21 protein-coding genes are annotated in these 19374 nt (G+C 30.4%); all 21 read right to left on the bottom strand.

Going from position 1 to position 19374, the window contains the following annotated elements; translation table 11 throughout:
- Positions 1-34: 34 nt before the first annotated feature.
- Entirely contained in the window at positions 35-1141 is a 1107-nt protein-coding gene (locus ACN5J3_RS01005) for a glycosyltransferase (RefSeq protein WP_418510457.1), read from the bottom strand.
- Complete coding sequence (locus tag ACN5J3_RS01000; RefSeq protein WP_418510456.1) at positions 1138-2352, bottom strand: O-antigen ligase family protein; 1215 nt, start codon at positions 2350-2352, stop codon at positions 1138-1140. The genes ACN5J3_RS01005 and ACN5J3_RS01000 overlap by 4 nt, the downstream gene beginning before the upstream one ends.
- Positions 2349-3155, bottom strand: coding sequence for a glycosyltransferase (locus ACN5J3_RS00995; RefSeq protein WP_418510455.1), 807 nt, complete (start codon positions 3153-3155; stop codon positions 2349-2351). The genes ACN5J3_RS01000 and ACN5J3_RS00995 overlap by 4 nt, the downstream gene beginning before the upstream one ends.
- The gene (locus ACN5J3_RS00990) at positions 3112-3891 is read right to left on the bottom strand and encodes an O-antigen ligase family protein (RefSeq protein ID WP_418510454.1); all 780 of its coding nucleotides are present in this window, start codon (positions 3889-3891) and stop codon (positions 3112-3114) included. Before ACN5J3_RS00990 ends, ACN5J3_RS00995 begins: the two co-directional genes overlap by 44 nt.
- 645 nt (positions 3892-4536) lie before the next feature.
- Positions 4537-5451 (bottom strand): sulfotransferase family protein, encoded by a 915-nt coding sequence (locus ACN5J3_RS00985; protein ID WP_418510453.1) that lies wholly within the window; start codon positions 5449-5451, stop codon positions 4537-4539.
- Positions 5444-5881, bottom strand: a complete 438-nt coding sequence (locus ACN5J3_RS00980) for a serine O-acetyltransferase (protein ID WP_418510452.1) — start codon at positions 5879-5881, stop codon at positions 5444-5446. Before ACN5J3_RS00980 ends, ACN5J3_RS00985 begins: the two co-directional genes overlap by 8 nt.
- 9 nt (positions 5882-5890) lie before the next feature.
- The gene (locus tag ACN5J3_RS00975) at positions 5891-7138 is read right to left on the bottom strand and encodes an oligosaccharide flippase family protein (protein WP_418510451.1); all 1248 of its coding nucleotides are present in this window, start codon (positions 7136-7138) and stop codon (positions 5891-5893) included.
- A gap of 17 nt (positions 7139-7155) precedes the next feature.
- On the bottom strand, positions 7156-8169 hold the full coding sequence (locus tag ACN5J3_RS00970; protein ID WP_418510450.1) for an NAD-dependent epimerase/dehydratase family protein: 1014 nt from the start codon (positions 8167-8169) through the stop codon (positions 7156-7158).
- Positions 8170-8189: 20 nt separating this feature from the next.
- Positions 8190-9443 carry a sulfate adenylyltransferase subunit 1 gene (locus tag ACN5J3_RS00965; protein WP_418510821.1) on the bottom strand — a complete coding sequence of 418 codons (1254 nt, stop codon included), beginning with the start codon at positions 9441-9443 and terminating at the stop codon, positions 8190-8192.
- A gap of 65 nt (positions 9444-9508) precedes the next feature.
- Complete coding sequence (gene cysD, locus ACN5J3_RS00960) at positions 9509-10414, bottom strand: sulfate adenylyltransferase subunit CysD (protein ID WP_418510449.1); 906 nt, start codon at positions 10412-10414, stop codon at positions 9509-9511.
- Positions 10407-10907 carry a hypothetical protein gene (locus ACN5J3_RS00955; protein WP_418510448.1) on the bottom strand — a complete coding sequence of 167 codons (501 nt, stop codon included), beginning with the start codon at positions 10905-10907 and terminating at the stop codon, positions 10407-10409. Before ACN5J3_RS00955 ends, cysD begins: the two co-directional genes overlap by 8 nt.
- Before the next feature lie 3 nt (positions 10908-10910).
- Positions 10911-11504, bottom strand: a complete 594-nt coding sequence (gene cysC / locus ACN5J3_RS00950) for an adenylyl-sulfate kinase (protein WP_418510447.1) — start codon at positions 11502-11504, stop codon at positions 10911-10913.
- Position 11505: 1 nt separating this feature from the next.
- Positions 11506-11934 carry a DUF2061 domain-containing protein gene (locus ACN5J3_RS00945; protein WP_418510446.1) on the bottom strand — a complete coding sequence of 143 codons (429 nt, stop codon included), beginning with the start codon at positions 11932-11934 and terminating at the stop codon, positions 11506-11508.
- A complete protein-coding gene (cysQ, locus tag ACN5J3_RS00940; RefSeq protein WP_418510445.1) occupies positions 11935-12735 on the bottom strand; it encodes a 3'(2'),5'-bisphosphate nucleotidase CysQ in 801 nt (266 codons plus the stop codon).
- Positions 12722-13768: a GDP-L-fucose synthase family protein gene (locus tag ACN5J3_RS00935; RefSeq protein ID WP_418510444.1), complete on the bottom strand. Its 1047-nt coding sequence runs from the start codon at positions 13766-13768 to the stop codon at positions 12722-12724. The genes cysQ and ACN5J3_RS00935 overlap by 14 nt, the downstream gene beginning before the upstream one ends.
- 9 nt (positions 13769-13777) lie before the next feature.
- Positions 13778-14896, bottom strand: a complete 1119-nt coding sequence (gene gmd, locus ACN5J3_RS00930) for a GDP-mannose 4,6-dehydratase (protein WP_418510443.1) — start codon at positions 14894-14896, stop codon at positions 13778-13780.
- A gap of 94 nt (positions 14897-14990) precedes the next feature.
- Positions 14991-15848: a dTDP-4-dehydrorhamnose reductase gene (rfbD, locus tag ACN5J3_RS00925; RefSeq protein WP_418510442.1), complete on the bottom strand. Its 858-nt coding sequence runs from the start codon at positions 15846-15848 to the stop codon at positions 14991-14993.
- The gene (rfbC, locus tag ACN5J3_RS00920) at positions 15849-16391 is read right to left on the bottom strand and encodes a dTDP-4-dehydrorhamnose 3,5-epimerase (RefSeq protein WP_418510441.1); all 543 of its coding nucleotides are present in this window, start codon (positions 16389-16391) and stop codon (positions 15849-15851) included. It lies immediately after the preceding gene.
- Positions 16392-17258 carry a glucose-1-phosphate thymidylyltransferase RfbA gene (rfbA, locus tag ACN5J3_RS00915; protein ID WP_344727017.1) on the bottom strand — a complete coding sequence of 289 codons (867 nt, stop codon included), beginning with the start codon at positions 17256-17258 and terminating at the stop codon, positions 16392-16394.
- Complete coding sequence (gene rfbB / locus ACN5J3_RS00910; RefSeq protein WP_418510820.1) at positions 17259-18308, bottom strand: dTDP-glucose 4,6-dehydratase; 1050 nt, start codon at positions 18306-18308, stop codon at positions 17259-17261. It lies immediately after the preceding gene.
- Positions 18301-19371, bottom strand: a complete 1071-nt coding sequence (locus ACN5J3_RS00905; protein WP_418510440.1) for a hypothetical protein — start codon at positions 19369-19371, stop codon at positions 18301-18303. Before ACN5J3_RS00905 ends, rfbB begins: the two co-directional genes overlap by 8 nt.
- Positions 19372-19374 lie beyond the last annotated feature (3 nt).

Genomic DNA, 19374 nt, shown 5'->3' with positions numbered 1-19374 from the left:
TTTAAAATTATAATTGCTTTGATTTGTTAGCGTTTTATATTTTATCTGTTGTCCCAGTGAATTTTTCTTCAACAAAATCTTTAATTTCTTTCTCAAATCGTTCTGTAGAAAACCTTAAAGCATTTTTTCTTACATCAATATAGTTAAAATTAACCCTTTCAAATTTTTTAATAGCATTAAGTAAGGCTTTACTATTGTGTTGATTAAAAAAAATTCCTGTTTTACTATCTATAATTGTCTCTAAAACCCCTCCAAAACCATAAGCAATAACAGGTGTGCCACATGCTTGGGCCTCTATAGGAGCTATTCCGAAGTCTTCAATTCCTGCGTGGATAAACCCCTTAGCTTCCTTTATATATTCATATACTCTATGAGACTCAACAAAACCTGTAAATTCTATATTTGGGGTGGATTTTCTTTTCAATTCTTTTAATTGAGAGCCATCTCCTATTACTATTAACCTTTTATTTGGCAGTTTGTTAAATGCGTCTATTATAATATCAAACCTCTTATAGGGCTCTATCCTTCCTACGGCTACATAAAAGTCTTTTTTTTGTGAATGTAAAGTAAATAATGATAAATCTACGGGTGGATAAATAACATCTGATTTACGTTTGTATGTGTCATAAACCCACTTTTGCACAAATTTAGAATTTGAGATGATATAATCTGGTTCTTGTGCGCTTTTAACATCTGCTAATCTCATTATTTTTATAAAAGGATATAGAAAATAGCTCGCCCATTTAAAATATAGTTTAAAATCTGACCATATATACTTTAGATTTCTGGCTTGAAAATAAGAAATATGTAGTTGGTTTGGATTAGATTTTTTTATGCCTTTAGCTGAAGCATGTGAAGAAGATATAATAACATCCACCTCTTTGTCTACTTTTAAAGTTTTAATAAGTGTTGGGAATGTTAAGAAAAAATATCTAAAGTGCTTTCCGGATTTTTTTAAGCATGTTTCTTTAATGGGTATGTTGTCATGTGGGAAAATTCTTTTTAAATCCTCCTTTTCCATTACGTTGATAATGGTATAACAACTTTTAAAACAAAAAACATTGTTTAATGATGTGAGAACCCTTTCTGCACCACCATATTTATCTAACCAATCTACTACTAGTGCGATTTTAGTCTTCATTGTTCTAAATTATGCTTCCAGCTTTTATCTATGTTAAGTATTATTACAAATATTAGTGAAAACAAATAACACCCTAATTGCCTGTGAAAAATATTTTCTACAAACATAATTAGAATCAATGCACCCAACAAAGAATTAACTAAGAAAGTGTTTTTGCCTCTTGAAAACAGCAATAAAAATAATACCAGCAATAAAATTAGCCCAATAAAACCATAGCTCAGTAAAAAATCCAAAAACTGATTGTGGGTATTGAACTTTCTTTCAACAAACCAATCTTGTCTTTTTTGTATCTTAATATTGTCCTTATAACACGCAACTAATAATTCTTTAGTATGAGTGTATCCATTTCCTAAAAATAGAGTATTCTCTTCTGAAAGAATTTCTAGAGAGCATTTCCAAATGTCGTAACGAGGCTCGTGTATTTTAATCTTTTTTAATAATCCATTATTATAAACATCATCCAAATGAAAAAACCTTTTGGTTAAGTTTTTGTTAAGAATAAAAAAAAGAGAGGTTAGTGCGAAAAAAAGAATTCCAAAAAAAACTCTTTGTTTCTTGTTTAATTTATAGACAATGAAATACACAAGCACTAAAGCAGAAGACATTATAGCAATTCTAGCGGTAATAAAAAAAAGAAAAGACGTTAGTATTATAACATTGAAAACGAAAAGTTTCTTGAGCTTTGTACTAGACTGTATAAGATCAAGTGAACAAATCAAGCTTATCACACAATAAAAGCCCATGTATAGTCTTTCAGATATTAAAATATCGTTTATAAAATTTCCCTTTGAAAATTTAAAATTCCCTGAATTGATTATGTGATTTATTATATTGAAAAAAGATAATACTACAGCTACGAAAACCGACAGTATGAATATTTTTTTTAAGTTATCAAAGTTTTTAATTGGAAGAGAAATTATTATAAACACTAAGGGTATTAATAATTTACCTAAAAAAATAATGTCCTTTTTAATTTCACCATGAATTAATGAAAATAAAAAAATTATCACCACAATTAAAACATAGCTCAAAAAAACTTTCTCTTTTTTAAACGCACTAACTATATCTTCTTTTTTAATTAAAAAAAGACTTAAAAACCCTAATAAAAACAACAAGATATTGGGTAGCGCACTTACTAAGTTTTCATATGGTAGTGAGACACATAGAAGAATAAAAACATAATTATATATTTTGCTTAAACTTATTGTCATCTATATTTGAGTAGTTTTTTTAATTTGTTCGAGACATCTCTTGAGACAAAATATAAAATAGTGTTTCTCATCAAGCCATAAATTGGATAAAAACCAAAATAAAAATTATCTAAGATTATCATAATTCTGTGCTTTACTTGTAATCTCCTCCTTTTTGAAGAAATTGAATTAGATTCAATGACATAATCTATTAAGGCTTCAGGATAATTCGCTGTTTTATATTTGTTTATTATTCTAAAAAACAAATCATAGTCTTGTGCTGCTCTAGTATATTTTGGATTGTACATTTCTATGGAATCAAATATTTCGACATCCATTAATACAGAAGGGTGAACAAACATACTATTCAAAAACATTCTTTTTTTTATTTCTTGATGCTCTGTCGGGTGTTTTAAAACATATAGCTTTTCGTTGTTTTCACTAACATACCTAGCCCAAGTACCAAGTAATTTTATGTCTGGGTTTTTTATTAGGTATTCAATTTGTTTATAAAATCTGTTTTTTTTACAATAATCGCCACAATCTAACCTTCCTATAAATTGATAACTATTTTCTTGTGCAAACTTTATTCCTTCATTTAAAGCTAAACTTAACCCTTTGTTGAATTCTAATTCTTTTAAAAAGATAGTACCATAGTTATATTTTTTTGAAATTACTTTAATATCAGGCTTAATAGAACTTCCATCATCAATCACTAGAATATCAATTTCGACGCAATCTTCAATTGACAAAATAGATTTTTCTAAACCAATTGGATTATTATAATGAGGAATTAAGATTATTGTTTTTTTCTTCTTTATCATTTGATATGCTTTGTTTTTGGAGTAAAATAATTAATACAATACTAAGCCAAAAAAAATACATTCTAAAAGTATCTACTTTCATCCAGTTAATTGCAAACCCAACCATTGAGATTGTAATAACAAGAGGCATAATTGTTTGTTGTCCTTGCTTTTTAAAAGTTTTATTATAACACCACAAAAATATTATTAATAAAAAAAATATAAATAACACAAACCCTATAATACCTGTTTCAGATAATAAGCGCAAGTATAAATTATAACCTGGAGGGAAACTTTTAACCTCTTCATTTAGGTACTTTAGTCTAAACTCCCAATTATTTTCAACTGCCCATTCAGGGTAAAGATCTTTTGATTCAAACGCCTGCAAACCATAACCAGTCCCTTTTATAGGGTTCTTTAAAAAAACCTGGAACATTGCATACTGAATTCCAAATCTCGATTTATTTGAAAGAGCATGAACATCATCATCTGTTTTAAAAGACACAACCTTAGAATAAGTGTATTGGTATATTGGCTTAGCGAAAAACAAAATTGAGACAGTTATTAATGCGGTTAGTGATAAAAATATTTTAACAAATAGTTTATTGTATTTTTTATCCTTTATTGTGTAAAATATAAACACTATTATTTGTACCAGAATAATAAAAAAACCTGCTCGAGAACCCGATAAAAAGCAAAGAATTATTGTAGAAAATATTGGTGCGTATTTTTTAAAGCCACTTTTTTCTGTTAGCAAATAACTGAACATCCAGCCAGAAATACTTATAAGGTATGTAGCCAATGCAGGGGACTCAAAAGTCACTGAAGACATTCGCTTAGTTGTCCAATCAATATTTACTTTAGTAAAAGGAAAATAATCAAATAAACTTAAAAAATTTATTAGGTTTTTAGCCCCTAATTTTACTATGCAAAACTCAAAAATTGAATAGATTGAAACAACAATCAAAGAAAACAAGATCACTTTTCTTATTTTAAAAAAAACTTTTTTTAAATCTTGGTTTTTTAATATGTTATAGAACAAACAAACACTAAAAACAGAGCAAATAACAAATGAAACATACTGTCTTAAAAACCTAGAAAACCCCGAAACTCCTTTAAATGAATAATTATTAATATCATTTATGTTTAATATACCTGACAATAAAAAATAAAAAAGGATTAATAATAAAGATCTAAAAATCAAGCTGTTTGTTGGAAGTGCTATTTTCCTTTTGGTAAAAACAAAAATGCTGGCCAAAAGAAAGAACAACATACAGGAGTCTCTTTTAAATTCTCCTAAGGCTTCTACACCTTTAAAAGAATTAAAAGGCATAAAAAAAACACCCATTAAAAACAAAAAAAAGGGAACGTTCTTAGTTTTTATCAACGCCTTCATCGTTTGTTAAAAAAAGTTTTTATTCCATAAAGAAACATTGACTCCAAAATTTTTCAGGTTTTGAACATCTTCTTTAAAATATTGAACTAGGTACTCTTCTGTTTTTGGCTCAATTTCAGGTGTTGGAACTCTATATTTACCAACAACTTTATTAATTACATTTTTTACTTGTACAGGTATTGGTATTGTCTTTTTAATTATACTTTTGAATTTAGTTTGTTTAAAAAAAAACCTAGTTGTAAAATTATCTTTAAAGACACCTCCATGGTTATAGCGTTGGTCTATATTATCCGGCACATAACTATCTTCTACTCCTAAAAAAGTAAAAATCTTTTTCATTGTAGCTTTTGTGTCTTTGTTTAGCTCTTCTTGTGTTAAAACAGTTACTTTTTCAAATTTTTTACAAGCTTGTTGTATTTTATCAAAATATGTAGAGTTAAATTTATAATACCAAAAGTCCGAGTATTGTTCATTTACTCTTTCATCTTCATTAAGCAATGCTTCGTAAAAGGACAGGTCTTCCCTGTGCTCTCTTACTAGGTGTAAATAATTAGAATATGCTCTTTTTATTGGATCCCTGAGAATTATTATCACTTTTGGGTTGTTAAGTTCTTCTTTTATAGTATCAAATTGACAAGGGTAATTTATATATGAAGGTGAAGCCTCCCCGATTACTTGTTCAGGTTTTGCGTTTTTAAAACAGTTCTCATAATCGTCTATATTTGACAGTTGCCATATTTTTGTCTCTTTATCCCCTGGTCCATTGTTAAGCTTAGAGAGTATATGACTCGTAAAATAATGTAGTTCTTTTTGCTTGGGCATATAGATTTGCGGATGGTTTTCTAGATAATAATGAAGAGCTGTCGAGCCACATTTAGGGAAACCTGCTATAATAAAGTTTGGTCTTTTCTGTTTATTCATTTTTTCTTGTTTTAACTATTTTAGCAGGGTTTCCTTTTACAATGGAGTTAGAAGGTATATCGTTTAAAACAATAGATCCCGCTCCAATAATCACATTATCTCCTATTTTTATATTTCCTATTACAACACTATTTGGATATATAATTACTTTATTTCCTATTTTGGGATAACGTCCGTTTTTAAAGTCTTGCGTTTCTTTAGTTCCTATTGTCACATTATGGTAAATCTTACACTCTTTACCTATTTTAACTTTGTATCCTATTACAATTCCAAAAGGGTGAGGGAGTATTGTTTTCTTTTTATATAGTTCCCAAATTCCAATATTTAAATGATTGCATAAATATACCTTAATATTTCTATAACAATAAACACTAAGAACTGAATCTTTCAAAAAACAATAAATAGCTCTTCCTATACTTATTCTTTTCATCTTGTTTAATTAAAGTATTTTATATTTTTTACATCTTAGATACCTATAAAAAGTATCAACCATAAATGAGAATACAAATATAGCTCCTAAAAAGTTTAATGACATTTTCTCTTTTAATGTAAAATAAAAAATAAATATTGAAACTAAATAAACAACACTTGAAAAAGCCATACTAAATAATACGTCTTTTTCATAACCGTTGACTATCAAACAGTTTCTTCCTAAGAGCCCTCCTAGAATTTGAAAAGGAACAAAAAACACCACTATTCCCAATAACGGTACAGAGTTTAACATTTCTTTGCCCCCTAAAACTCTCACTAAGAAAGGTGAAAACAGCAAAACCACAACTACAAAAACGATAGAAAGTGTTGAGCTTAAATAAATAACTTTTCTTAAAAACTCTTTGTTTTTATCTCTACTCATTTTAGGAAAAACGGATACACTTATGAGTTCTAGAAAAGATGTTCCTATCCTCGAAATCTTTAAGGCTAAATCAAAATATGCTACCTCTTTGTATGAAAATAAAAACTTAACAATTACAATGTTTAAGTTGGACTTTAAGGTGTTTGAAGCATAAGCCAATGCCATAACAACTGATTTCTTTAAATAATATTTTAAAACATAAGGTTCTTGCCAAGTATATTTTACGCCTTTTTTCAAAACAATGATTTGAGAGATAATACCCGCTATTATGGCTCCCAAGCCATTAATTATTGGGACAAGTAAATAATCGTCAGGGTAATTTACTAGAACAAAAACGAGGAACAAAAATACCACCCTACTAACTAACGTTGTTATAGTGATGTATTTCATTTCTTCAATACCTTGAAAATAATATACAGGAAAGATAAACTCATAAAAACACATCCAAATTGTTAAATAAAATAATGCCCTATGTTCCTGAAAGCTTGGAATAGTAAAAATCAATATTGACAGCAGCATCACAGATATTAAAAATAAAATTCCTTTAATTATTAAAATACTGCTTAGAATTTTATTTAACTTTTTAGTATTATTTCTGTATATACTTACCTCTTTTGTGGCTGTTATATTAAAGCCAAAGTTTATTAAAACCACGAAATAGCCCAGTACGGCTTGAGCATAAATAACCAGTCCGTATATATTACTCCCCAATACCCTTATCAAATATGGAAATATGATTAGAGGGATTAGCATATTTAACAATTGTATTACTGATAAATAAGAAAAGTTTTCAATTATTTTCTTATTTTTCTTCAATACCTCAAAAATTTTCATCGGGAGTTTTATTTTCTTTATAATTTATAAAAGTCTTTGTACCAATCAACAAATTTTTTAACTCCTTCACCAATACCTGTCGTGCTTTCATAACCCATTTTTTCAATTTCAGAAGTGTCAGCCCATGTTTCATAGACATCTCCAGGCTGCATTGGTAAAAAGTTCTTTTTAGCTTTTATCCCTATATTTGTTTCAATAGCATTTATAAAGTCTAACAAAGATTCAGGAGAACCTTTTCCTATATTAAATATTTCATATAAAGACTGGTTATTGTTAATAGTATTGTTGACAATTAAATCAATCCCATTAATAATATCATCAATGTAAGTAAAGTCTCTTTTTAAATTACCGTTATTATATACATCAATTCCCTTTTGTTCTAATATAGATTTAGTAAATTTAAATAACGCCATGTCTGGTCTTCCCCATGGGCCATAAACCGTGAAAAATCTTAAGCCTATTGTATTAATATTATATAAATGAGAATAGGTATAAGCCATTAGCTCATTACTTTTTTTTGTTGCAGCATATAAGCTAACAGGATAATCAACATTATGCTTAGTAGAAAAGGGGAGTTCTTTACTGTTACCATAAACACTTGAACTGCTAGCATAGTAAAAATTTTTAACCTCATTGTTTCTACACTCTTCTAATAGGTTTAAAAATCCATTTATGTTGCTATTTATATATGCTTTGGGGTTTTCTATACTATACCTTACCCCAGCTTGAGCCGCAAGATTAAAAACTATGTCAAACTTTTTTTCTTTAAACAATAAGGCTACTAAGGAATCATCTTCTAGGTTTAATCTTATAAATGAAAAGTTGTCATAAGTCTTACTATAAGACAATTTCCCAAAAACCTTTGCTTCTCTTTCATGTATCCCTAATTCCTTTAATCTAGCAAACTTTAAATTAACATCATAATAATCATTTATATTATCTAACCCAACAACCTCATGTCCTTTACTAAGAAACATTTTTGACAAATAAAACCCAATAAAACCTGCTGATCCTGTTAATAGTATTTTCATTGTAAGAAATTTAAATATGTTTAAACAATCATTCCGGCTGCTACCGTTTCGTTAGTCGTATCATCTACTAAAATAATACTACCTGTGGTGCGATTTTCTCTATAAGCATCTATCATTAATGGCTTTGTAGTACGTATTTTAACTTTAGCAATATCATTCATTGCTAAATCACTATCTTCACTATTACGCTCTAAAGTATTGATATCGTATTTGTAAACCACTTCTTTAATCATCGCTTTTTGATCGTTAGAAGTATGCTTAATAGTATATTTTGCTCTAGGTTTAGCTGCACTATTATTCAACCAACATAACATCACCCCAATGTCTTGAGAAGGCTCTGGTTTATTGTTTGAACGCACAATCATATCACCACGACTAATGTCTATATCGTCTTCTAAAGTTATAGAAACTGACATTGGTGCATAAGCTTCTTCTAATTCTTTATCATGAAGATTGATACTTTTTACTTTTGAAGTAAAGCCTGAAGGCATTACTGTAATCTCATCACCTTTTCTTAAAATGCCACTTGCTACACGACCTGCATAACCTCTATAATCTATAAAACCTTCACGTTGTGGTCTTATTACAGTTTGTACAGGAAAACGCGCATCTACTTTATTAATATCACTACTAATATGCATAGTTTCTAAAGTATGTAGCATTGGTGCTCCTTGATACCAAGGCATATTTTCTGATTTGTTTACAACATTATCTCCTAAAAGCGCTGACATTGGTATAAAACGAACATCTTTTACAAGCATTTTTGAAGACACTTCTTCAAATTCTGAAACAATATTATTAAATACGTCTTCAGAAAAATCAACCAAATCCATTTTGTTCACACAAACAATAATGTGTGGTATTTGTAATAACGACGCTATAAACGCATGACGTTTAGTTTGCTCGATTACACCATGTCTTGCATCAATTAGAATAGTCGCTACGTTAGCTGTTGATGCTCCAGTAACCATATTACGTGTATATTGAATATGTCCTGGTGTATCAGCAATAATAAATTTACGTTTTGGTGTTGTAAAATATCTGTAAGCAACATCAATGGTAATACCTTGCTCTCTTTCGTCTCTTAAACCGTCTGTAAACAGTGCTAAATCTACACCTTCATGACCTTTTTTCTTACTTGTGTTTTCAATAGCTTCTAGTTGGTCTTCAAAAATAGATTTAGAATCGTATAGCAAACGCCCTATTAATGTACTTTTTCCATCATCTACACTTCCTGCAGTTGTAAAACGTAATAATTGATTGTTGTCTAACATGTTATTCTTTATATGAGATGCCAAATTGTATTTGGCATGACAGTTAATTTTTTATTTAATTTTGATTAAAAGTATCCTTGACGCTTACGGTCTTCCATAGCAGATTCTGAACGCTTATCGTCACTTCTGTTTCCACGCTCGGTATTTCTCATACCAGCAACTTCAGCAGCAATTTTCTCTAATGTATCAGCATCAGATTCTACACCACCAGTAATTGTAATATCACCTAATGTTCTAAAACGTATCTTTTTAGTCACCACTTCTTCATGGTCTTCTAGTACTAAAAATTCAGAATTTGGAATCCAAGAATCTTGTCTCCAAACTACTTCGCGCTCGTGTGCAAAGTATAATGATGGAATAGCAATATTCTCGCGTTTTATGTAGTTCCAAACATCCATTTCTGTCCAGTTACTTATTGGGAATGCTCTAAAGTGCTCGCCTTCAAAATGCTTTCCGTTGAAGATATTCCACAGTTCTGGTCGTTGGTTTTTAGGATCCCATTGTCCAAAATCATCTCTATGAGAGAAGAAACGCTCTTTTGCTCTTGCTTTTTCTTCGTCACGACGTCCACCTCCAATAGCACAATCAATCTTATTTGCCTCAATAGCATCAAGAAGTGTTGTAATTTGAAGTGCATTACGCGTAGCATTTTTCCCTTTTTCTTCAGCAACACGACCTTCGTCAATAGATTCTTGTACAGAACCAACAATAAGTTGCGCGCCTAATTCTTTAATAATGTCATCTCTAAACTGAATGGTTTCTGGGAAATTATGACCCGTGTCAACATGCATTAATGGAAATGGGATTTTAGCAGGATAGAATGCTTTTTTTGCTAAATGCGTTACCAAGATGGAATCTTTTCCTCCTGAAAATAAAATTACTGGGTTTTCAAATTGTGCCCAAACTTCACGTAAAACAAAAATTGCTTCACTCTCTAATTCATCTAGATAGTTTAAAAAATACTTACTCATCTTCTAATAGGATATCAAAAATTTTAATTGTACCAAGTTTTCCAGATGCTTTATAGTTTCCTCTTGAGAAAATAAAGGCCTCTAAACTGTCAATATATTTAATGTTTAAAATCTTCTGTTCTAATAAAATATATTTACCTCCTTCTATTTCTTCTATTTCAGGAGAAAAACCTTTATTAATAAATTCAACATCTTTATTTAATTCATAACTATATGCTTTAACCCCTATGCTATGTGATAAAACCTCTTGTTTTGTAATATCATCATTTAACCGAAAGACATAGCTATAAACACTGTCGTTAGATTTTAAAACTCCAAATTTTTTTATTCTATAATTGGGGTTGAAATCAACATTAACATCTCTTACATCCAATAAAGATATCTCAAAACTGTTCATTGTTGACTCTTTTTTATTCTTTTGCGATGTTTTATTTCCATCTTTACAAGAGAAAAAAAACATCACAATAAGAAAATATGTAAAACTATACTTCATTACTTAATTTTTAAGTTTTATATTAATAAAATTTAGTATTCTTTCAGCCGCTGCTTCAACTGATTCGTTCTCTGTTTTTATCTCAATATCAGGATTTTCTGGCGCTTCATAAGGCGCTGAAATTCCTGTCATATTTTTTATTTCTCCAGCTCGAGCTTTTTTATAAAGCCCTTTTACGTCGCGTCTTTCACATTCTTCAACGCTGGTATTAACAAATATTTCGACAAAGTTAACATCTTTAACGATACTTCTGATGTTCTCTCGGTCTTTTTTGTAAGGCGACACAAAAGCCGCAAGTGTCACTAAACCAGCATCAACCATTAAATTGGCCACTTCTGCAATTCTACGAATGTTTTCTGTTCTATCTTGTGGAGAAAAGGTTAAGTCTTTATTAATTCCTTTTCTAATATTGTCACCATCTAAAGTAAAGGTTTTAATACCGTTTTGATGCAATTTTTGTTCAACCACATTAGCGATAGTAGACTTACCTGATCCTGATAATCCTGTAAACCATAATAAAAAAGAGTTATGCCCATTCTGTTTTCGTCTATCTTCAATAGATATTTGATAATCGTGCGGAATAATGTTCTCTTTCATTTTATTCTTTTTTTCTTTTACTTAAACCAAAATTTATTTTGTACCAAGCGCGCTCATGCAAATAATATAATATCATTTTAGTAATCACTTCAGCAAAACCTATTTGTAAAGCAGCAAGTGGGTTACCCGAAATAATCCAAGCTAACGTCATAGTATCTATTGTTCCTATAAACCTCCACGTAATAGTTTTGGCAATATGTCGTTTTCTACTTTCAAGAAGAACACCATCCTTCGATAAATTAATTTTATACCAAACACGTTCGTGTAAGTAGTATAATACTGATTTTGTTGTGACTTCTGCGAATCCTATTTTAAGACCTGCCAAAGGGTCTCCAGTAACTATCCAAGAGAGAATTATTGTGTCTATCGTTCCAACAACTCTCCATGTAATGGTTTTTGCAATATGTCTTTTATAAGAAACGTCTGCCATTTACTTACTGACTAAAAAGTAGCTGTTTAATAAGTTTTCTTTATTATAGGCTAACGGTTTATTTGTTTCTTTTGAAATAACCTGTAACCCAACAGCATTACAAATGGCTTGTCCTGCTGCAGTGTCCCATTCCATTGTAGGTGCATATCGTGGATATACATCGGCATTTCCTTCGGCAACTAAACAAAATTTTAAAGAACTTCCTTTTGATACTATTTCAACCTCTTTACCATCTGCTTTCAAGCTTTCTACAAAATCTAAAGTATCTTGGTTCATATGTGAACGACTGCCAACAACCTCAACTCTATCTGAATTGTTTTTCTTTGGTTTTAATGGTTTTGCTAGCTCAACTATAGTTTCTATTGTAGTATCGTGAGCATCTAAATCTGCTTTAAACGCTTCGTTATTTTCTACATTGGCAAAATAAATAGTTTTCACTGCAGGCACATAAATAACTCCTAAAAAAGGCTTACCATTTGTTACTAGTGCAACGTTTACTGTAAATTCTCCGTTACGTTTTATAAACTCTTTAGTGCCATCTACTGGATCTACAACCCAACAGGTTTCCCAAGTTTTTCTAACAGCGTAATCCGTTTGTTTGTTCTCTTCTGAAATTATTGGGATTTCCGTAGGAATCAAGTACGAATTAATAACATCATTAGCTTTCTTGTCTGCTTCTGTTAAAGGTGATTTGTCGTCTTTTATTTCTACATCAAAAGCTGTATCATATACTTGCATGATTACTTTTCCTGCTTCTAATGATGCTTTGATAGCTGTTTGTAGGTCTTTATTTATTAACATACCAGTTATATACTTTTTTAATTCCGTCTTCTAATTCAACCGAATGTTTCCAACCTAAATTATTCAGTTTAGAAACATCTGTTAGTTTTCTCATGGTTCCATCAGGCTTATCAGTATTAAAGACTAAATCTCCTTTAAACCCTATAGTGTTTTTTATGGTTTCGGCTAGCTCTTTAATAGAAACTTCTTTTCCTGTGCCTATGTTGATATGCGTGTTTCTAATTTCGCTATCATTTTCTGAATATGTATCAGAAAACTCTCTATTTTCCATAATAAACACACAAGCATCTGCCATATCTTTAGACCATAAAAACTCTCGTTTTGGAGCTCCTGTTCCCCAGATTTCTACACTGTTTTCTGATACTCCAAATTTAGAAAGATACGCTTTTGCCTCTTCAATCGTTTCAAAACCAGTGTCACTAATAACAGTATCTAAATTGTTTTCATTTAGCATTTTTGCTAAATATATCTTTCTAATTAACGCTGGTAAAACATGTGATTTTTCTAAATCGAAATTATCGTTAGGTCCATAAAGATTGGTTGGCATAACCGAAATAAAATTTGTACCGTATTGAAGGTTATAACTTTCACAGGTTTTTATTCCAGCTATTTTTGCAATGGCATAAGGCTCATTGGTATATTCTAAAGTATCTGTCAGTAAATACTCCTCTTTCATTGGTTGTGGAGCGTTTTTAGGATATATACATGTGCTTCCTAAAAACAACAATTTTGATACGCCATTAAGATAACTTTGATGAATCACATTGTTTTGAATCATCATGTTTGCGTAAATAAAATCGGCTCTGTATACATTATTTGCAACAATACCTCCTACTTTAGCTGCAGCTAAAAAAACATATTCTGGTTTTTCACTTTTAAAGAAGTCTTCAACAGCGACTTGATTGGTTAAATCTAATTCAGAATGTGTTCTGGTAACTAGATTAGTATAGCCTTTACTTTTTAGGTTTTCAACAATAGCACTACCTACCAAACCACGATGTCCAGCTACATATATTTTAGAATCTTTTTTCATAACTGCTTTCTATTCAAAGTAGTTATTAATTCTGTAACCTCCATCTTGCAAAAATTGTTGTTTTTGCATTAGTTTTAAATCGCTAGACATCATATCATCAACTAAATTTTGAAGATCATATTTAGGAACCCATCCTAATTTTTCTTTAGCTTTTGTCGCGTCTCCTATCAATAAATCAACTTCTGTTGGTCTGTAATATTTTTCGTCTACAGAGACTATTTCTTTACCTATTTCAAGGTTGAAATCAGGGTTACTACAAGATTTAATATAGCCTTTTTCACTAGAACCTTCTCCTTTAAACTCTAGCTCAATGCCTACATGAGCAAAACACATTCTAACAAAGTCTCTTACAGATGTTGTCTTACCAGTAGCAATTACCCAATCTTCTGCTTGATCAGCCTGAAGAATCATCCACATCATTCTAACATAATCTTTGGCATGTCCCCAATCTCTCTTTGCATCTAGGTTTCCTAAATACATTTTATCTTGTAAACCTAATGCTATTCTTGATGTTGCTCTAGTGATTTTTCTAGTAACAAACGTTTCTCCTCGAATAGGAGATTCGTGATTAAATAAAATACCATTGCATGCATACATACCATAAGCTTCACGATAGTTTACCGTAATCCAATAGGCATACATTTTTGCTACTGCATATGGACTTCTTGGGTAGAAAGGTGTAGTTTCTGTTTGAGGAACTTCTTGTACTTTTCCGTATAATTCAGATGTTGATGCTTGATAGATTCTTGTCTTTTTTTCAAGCCCTAGCATTCTAACAGCTTCTAGAATTCTTAATGTTCCTATTCCATCTGCATTGGCTGTATATTCAGGTGTTTCAAAAGATACATGCACATGGCTCATAGCCGCAAGGTTATATATCTCATCTGGTTGTACTTCCTGAATAATTCTGATAAGGTTTGTGCTATCAGTTAAATCACCATAATGAAGAAAAAAGTTTTGGTTTTCAACATGAGGATCTTGGTATAAGTGATCAATTCTATCTGTATTAAACAAAGAAGACCTTCTTTTTATACCGTGTACTATGTAATCTTTTTTTAATAAAAATTCACTTAAATAGGCTCCGTCTTGTCCTGTTACTCCAGTTATTAAAGCTACTTTTTTTTGCATTATATTATAAGCTCTGATATTTTCTTTTTGAAATTTAAGTTACAAAAGTATGTTTTTTGCGCCTTACTTTCAAAGTATCAATACGATATAGTTTTTAGTATAGATTTTTTATTGCGGTTTTTAAACGCTCTCTCCAGTATAAAGTTTCTATATTTAAATTTTCTTTTGTTTTCTGTTTATCTAACACGCTATAGCTTGGCCTTTTAGCGTGTGTTGGAAACTCTTTTGAAGGAATCGGGTTAACTTTTATTTCTATTTCAGAAATATCAAAAATAGCTTTAGCAAAATCGTACCAGCTAGTTACGCCTTCATTACTGTAGTGATAAACACCATACTTATTACTATTTGAGGTAATTATACTAAGTAAAGCTCCAGCCAAATCTTTAGCATAAGTTGGTGTCCCTACTTGATCTGCAACAATATTTAATTCTTTATTGGTTTTTGCTAAACGCAACATCGTTTTCATAAAGTTGTTTCCATGTTCAGAATATAACCAAGAGGTTCTAACAATAAAAAAGGCATTCATTACGTCTTTTATTGCTAATTCTCCTTGTAATTTTGATGCGCCATAAACACCAAGTGGCTTGGTTTGATCTTCTTCATTATAAGGTGAAGATTTTGATCCGTCAAACACAAAATCTGTTGAAACATGTATTAGCTTAACATTGTGTTTATCACAGGCTAAAGCTAAATGTTTTGGACCTTGCTCATTAACTTTAAAAGCATTTTCAGTATCTGTTTCTGCTTTATCCACAGCTGTATATGCTGCACAATTAATACACCAATCAATTTTATTGGTTTCAAAAAACGAATTAATAGCTTCTTGGTTTGTAAGATCTAGCTGTGATGAATTTGTATAAATAAATGAAAGATTTGGGTGTTGCTTTTCCAAATCTTTTATGCATGTAGCTAATTGGCCGTTTGAACCTGTAATAAGGACGTTTAAAGTCATTTAAAAAAGGGTTTCAAAGGTTGGTAATATTTTGTCTTTTTCAGAAAGTAAACATTCGCTTTCTGGTAATTTCCAATCTATATTTAGCGTTTTATCATTAAAGATAATCCCGCCTTCTGATTCTTTGTTGTAAAAGTTATCACATTTGTAAGAAAAAATAGCGGTATCGCTTAAAACAACAAAACCATGAGCAAAGCCTCTTGGAACAAAAAATTGTTTTTTATTTTCTCCTGTTAAAACCACCGATTCATACTTTCCAAAAGATGGTGAATCTGGGCGTAAATCAACTGCAACATCTAATACTTCTCCTTTAATCACCCTTACCAACTTGGCTTGTGCAAATTCTCCTTTTTGAAAATGTAGACCTCGCAACACTCCTTTTGATGAAAATGACTCATTATCTTGGACAAAATTTATATTTTGATCTAAAGCTTTATTGAATTTCTCTTCATTATAGCTCTCAAAAAAATAGCCTCTATCATCAGCAAACACATTAGGTTCTATAACAAAACAGTCTTTAAGCTTTGTTTCTATTAATCTCATTTATTCTTTATTAAGTATTCCTAATAAGTTTTTACCATAGCCACTTTTTAATAGTGATGTTGCAAGAGATTTAAAATCTTCTTTAGAAATATAACCCATCTCATAAGCAGCAGCTTCTATTGAACCTATTTTTAAACCTTGTCTTTCTTCTATAACCTCAACAAATTGAGATGCTTGCATAAGCGATTGAAATGTACCTGTGTCTAACCATGCTGTACCTCTATCTAAAATGCTTACGTTTAATTTTCCTTGCTGTAAATAAGCTTTGTTTATGTCTGTTATTTCTAATTCTCCTCTATGACTTGGTTTAATGTTTTTTGCTACGTCAACAACAGAATTATCGTAAAAATATATTCCAGGAACAGCATAATTTGATTTAGGCTTTTCTGGTTTTTCTTCTATTGATATCGCTTGACCTTCATTATTAAACTCTACAACTCCATAACGTTCAGGGTCATGAACTCTATAAGCATATATAATACCGCCATCTGGATCATTATTACTTTGTAAAAGTGTTGATAAACCTGAACCATAAAAAATGTTATCACCTAAAATAAGTGCTACTTTATCATCACCTATAAAATCTTCTCCAATTATAAATGCTTCAGCTAATCCGTTAGGCGCTTCTTGAACAGCATATTGAAAATTACATCCATATTTTTTACCATCTCCTAATAAGTCTTTAAAAAGAGGTAAATCTTTAGGTGTAGAAATGATTAGTATATCCTTAATACCTGAATACATTAATGTAGAAAGTGGATAATATATCATAGGTTTATCATAAACAGGCATTAACTGCTTACTTATTGATAATGTTAGAGGGTGTAGTCTTGTTCCAGATCCTCCTGCTAGAATTATTCCTTTCATTTAATTATACTGTTTTTGGTAGTAAGATTGATATTCTCCACTGGTTACGTTATTTAACCACTCACTGTTATTTAAGTACCAATCTATTGTGATGGCAAGACCTTCTTCAAAAGTTACCGATGGCTGCCAGTCTAATTCATCTTTTATTTTTGAGGCATCAATGGCATATCTTAAATCATGACCTGGTCTATCTTTTACATATGTAATTAATGCTTCTGAAGTACCAGCTTCACGATTCAGTTTTTTATCCATTTGATTACAAAGAAGCTTTACTAAGTCTATGTTTTTCCATTCATTGAAACCTCCTATGTTGTAAGTCTCAGCATTATCTCCTTTATGAAAAACTAAATCTATTGCTCTAGCATGATCTACAACATATAACCAATCTCTCGTGTAGTTTCCATCTCCATAAACAGGTAGTGCTTTATTGTTTAAAATATTATTTATAAACAAAGGTATAAGCTTTTCAGGAAATTGGTTTTGTCCATAATTATTAGAGCAATTAGTAATTACATAAGGTATTTTATATGTTTCGCCATATGCTCTTACAAAGTGATCTGAACTTGCTTTTGATGCTGAATATGGCGAATTTGGATCGTAAGGTGTGGTTTCTGTAAAAAGTCCAGTTTCTCCTAATGTACCATAAACTTCATCTGTACTAATATGATAAAAACGTTTACCAGAAAAATCATCTTTCCAAATGTTTTTAAATGCATTTAATAAGTTCATGGTACCAATAACGTTTGTTTTCACAAAAGCCAAAGGGTCTTTTATTGATCTATCTACATGAGATTCGGCCGCTAAATGAATGACTCCATCAAATTTATGCTCTTCAAAAAGCGCATTAATAACATTTTCATCAACAATATCAGCTTTTATAAAGGTGTAGTTTGGTTTGTCTTCAACATCTTTTAGGTTTTCTAAATTTCCTGCATATGTTAAAGCATCTAAATTGAATATATGATAGTTAGCGTATTTTTCAACGAATAACCTTACAACATGAGACCCTATAAATCCAGCACCGCCAGTTATTAATATTTTTTTATTCATCATAATTTTTTACAAACTTAATTATCTTACTTGTTAAGTAAGCTAAACAAAGTAAAAGGAAAGCTAAAACAGGAAATATAAACATTAAATAGTTTTTCCAACTTGAATACTCGTTTCCAACTTCCTGAAAACCAGAAACAACATCAAAAAATGTGTTTTCTTCAGTTTGTAGCTCGTCTAACTCCTTAAGTTCATTCTGTAATTTAATTTTCTCCTTTAATAAGTCGTATTCTCGTGTTTGAGATTTTTCATTAACCATAGGGAAAGCGCTCTCTCCCATATTGAGTTTTGCTTTTGTCGTTTTTGACTCTTCTTGTAATACACTAATATAAACTTTTTGTAACGAGTCTATAACCCCTATTTGCTCCTTTAAAGTGTTTCTTTGTATATTAATTAATGAATCTCTCTTTAACATTTTCTTTTTAGAATATGTGTTCTCAAAAGAAGAATTTAGTCCTTTTTCTAAACTTTTAAAAATATTCTTCTTTTTAGAGAAAACATGTATTTCATAAAGTACAGAACCTGAATAGATACTTCTGTTTTCTACATATTCTTCAAAACTAATGTCTTGTGCTCTTATACTATCTATTTGTTTTAAAAATTCATCATATTGTATAATTCTCTCATTTTCAGTTTCAGGACCTGGGTAAATTTCAAAACGAGATATTTTACGAGCTTCATCTTCAGATATCTCAAAAACAGAAGATAATGTTTCATAGTCTTGTGTTGAGATTAAAGCATTGAAATAACCAATATTTGTTATCAATTGATATTTAGAGTCAAAATAAGGCTTTACTAACATAAACGTAGTGTATACACTTGGTAAGGTTTTTTGAACTCCATAACCTAAAATTCCAGCAACAACAACTGAGATAATAATTATTTTTAAGTTTAGAATTATAGCTTTTAAAGCATAAACTATTGTTGAGAATATTGCCTTAAATATTCCACCTATAAAACCAAAAAGTCTAGAAAAGGCATTACCTATTAAATTAAAAAAAAGAACCAAGTCTATTTCGTCAGATTGGTTTCTATTATTTTGTTCTGGTAAATTGTTGCTCATACT

The organism is Corallibacter sp. (genome assembly GCF_048381695.1).
GTDB lineage: Bacteria > Bacteroidota > Bacteroidia > Flavobacteriales > Flavobacteriaceae > Corallibacter > Corallibacter vietnamensis.
The sequence above is the reverse complement of the archived record's forward strand: the minus strand, read 5'-3'. Positions and strand labels throughout refer to the sequence as shown.

Excerpts from the sequence above, each read along its gene's own strand:
- rfbA (WP_344727017.1), bottom strand. The coding sequence starts at position 17,258 with ATGAAAGGAATAATTCTAGCAGGAGGATCTGGAACAAGACTACACCCT.
- ACN5J3_RS00935 (WP_418510444.1), bottom strand. The coding sequence starts at position 13,768 with ATGAAAAAAGATTCTAAAATATATGTAGCTGGACATCGTGGTTTGGTA.
- ACN5J3_RS00955 (WP_418510448.1), bottom strand. The coding sequence starts at position 10,907 with ATGAAGTATAGTTTTACATATTTTCTTATTGTGATGTTTTTTTTCTCT.
- ACN5J3_RS00985 (WP_418510453.1), bottom strand. The coding sequence starts at position 5,451 with ATGAATAAACAGAAAAGACCAAACTTTATTATAGCAGGTTTCCCTAAA.
- gmd (WP_418510443.1), bottom strand. The coding sequence starts at position 14,896 with ATGCAAAAAAAAGTAGCTTTAATAACTGGAGTAACAGGACAAGACGGA.
- cysD (WP_418510449.1), bottom strand. The coding sequence starts at position 10,414 with ATGAGTAAGTATTTTTTAAACTATCTAGATGAATTAGAGAGTGAAGCA.
- cysC (WP_418510447.1), bottom strand. The coding sequence starts at position 11,504 with ATGAAAGAGAACATTATTCCGCACGATTATCAAATATCTATTGAAGAT.
- ACN5J3_RS00905 (WP_418510440.1), bottom strand. The coding sequence starts at position 19,371 with ATGAGCAACAATTTACCAGAACAAAATAATAGAAACCAATCTGACGAA.
- rfbC (WP_418510441.1), bottom strand. The coding sequence starts at position 16,391 with ATGAGATTAATAGAAACAAAGCTTAAAGACTGTTTTGTTATAGAACCT.
- ACN5J3_RS00980 (WP_418510452.1), bottom strand. The coding sequence starts at position 5,881 with ATGAAAAGAATAAGTATAGGAAGAGCTATTTATTGTTTTTTGAAAGAT.
- ACN5J3_RS01000 (WP_418510456.1), bottom strand. The coding sequence starts at position 2,352 with ATGACAATAAGTTTAAGCAAAATATATAATTATGTTTTTATTCTTCTA.
- ACN5J3_RS00995 (WP_418510455.1), bottom strand. The coding sequence starts at position 3,155 with ATGATAAAGAAGAAAAAAACAATAATCTTAATTCCTCATTATAATAAT.
- ACN5J3_RS00975 (WP_418510451.1), bottom strand. The coding sequence starts at position 7,138 with ATGAAAATTTTTGAGGTATTGAAGAAAAATAAGAAAATAATTGAAAAC.
- ACN5J3_RS00965 (WP_418510821.1), bottom strand. The coding sequence starts at position 9,443 with ATGTTAGACAACAATCAATTATTACGTTTTACAACTGCAGGAAGTGTA.
- ACN5J3_RS00970 (WP_418510450.1), bottom strand. The coding sequence starts at position 8,169 with ATGAAAATACTATTAACAGGATCAGCAGGTTTTATTGGGTTTTATTTG.
- ACN5J3_RS01005 (WP_418510457.1), bottom strand. The coding sequence starts at position 1,141 with ATGAAGACTAAAATCGCACTAGTAGTAGATTGGTTAGATAAATATGGT.
- rfbB (WP_418510820.1), bottom strand. The coding sequence starts at position 18,308 with ATGAATAAAAAAATATTAATAACTGGCGGTGCTGGATTTATAGGGTCT.
- cysQ (WP_418510445.1), bottom strand. The coding sequence starts at position 12,735 with ATGTTAATAAATAAAGACCTACAAACAGCTATCAAAGCATCATTAGAA.
- rfbD (WP_418510442.1), bottom strand. The coding sequence starts at position 15,848 with ATGACTTTAAACGTCCTTATTACAGGTTCAAACGGCCAATTAGCTACA.
- ACN5J3_RS00945 (WP_418510446.1), bottom strand. The coding sequence starts at position 11,934 with ATGGCAGACGTTTCTTATAAAAGACATATTGCAAAAACCATTACATGG.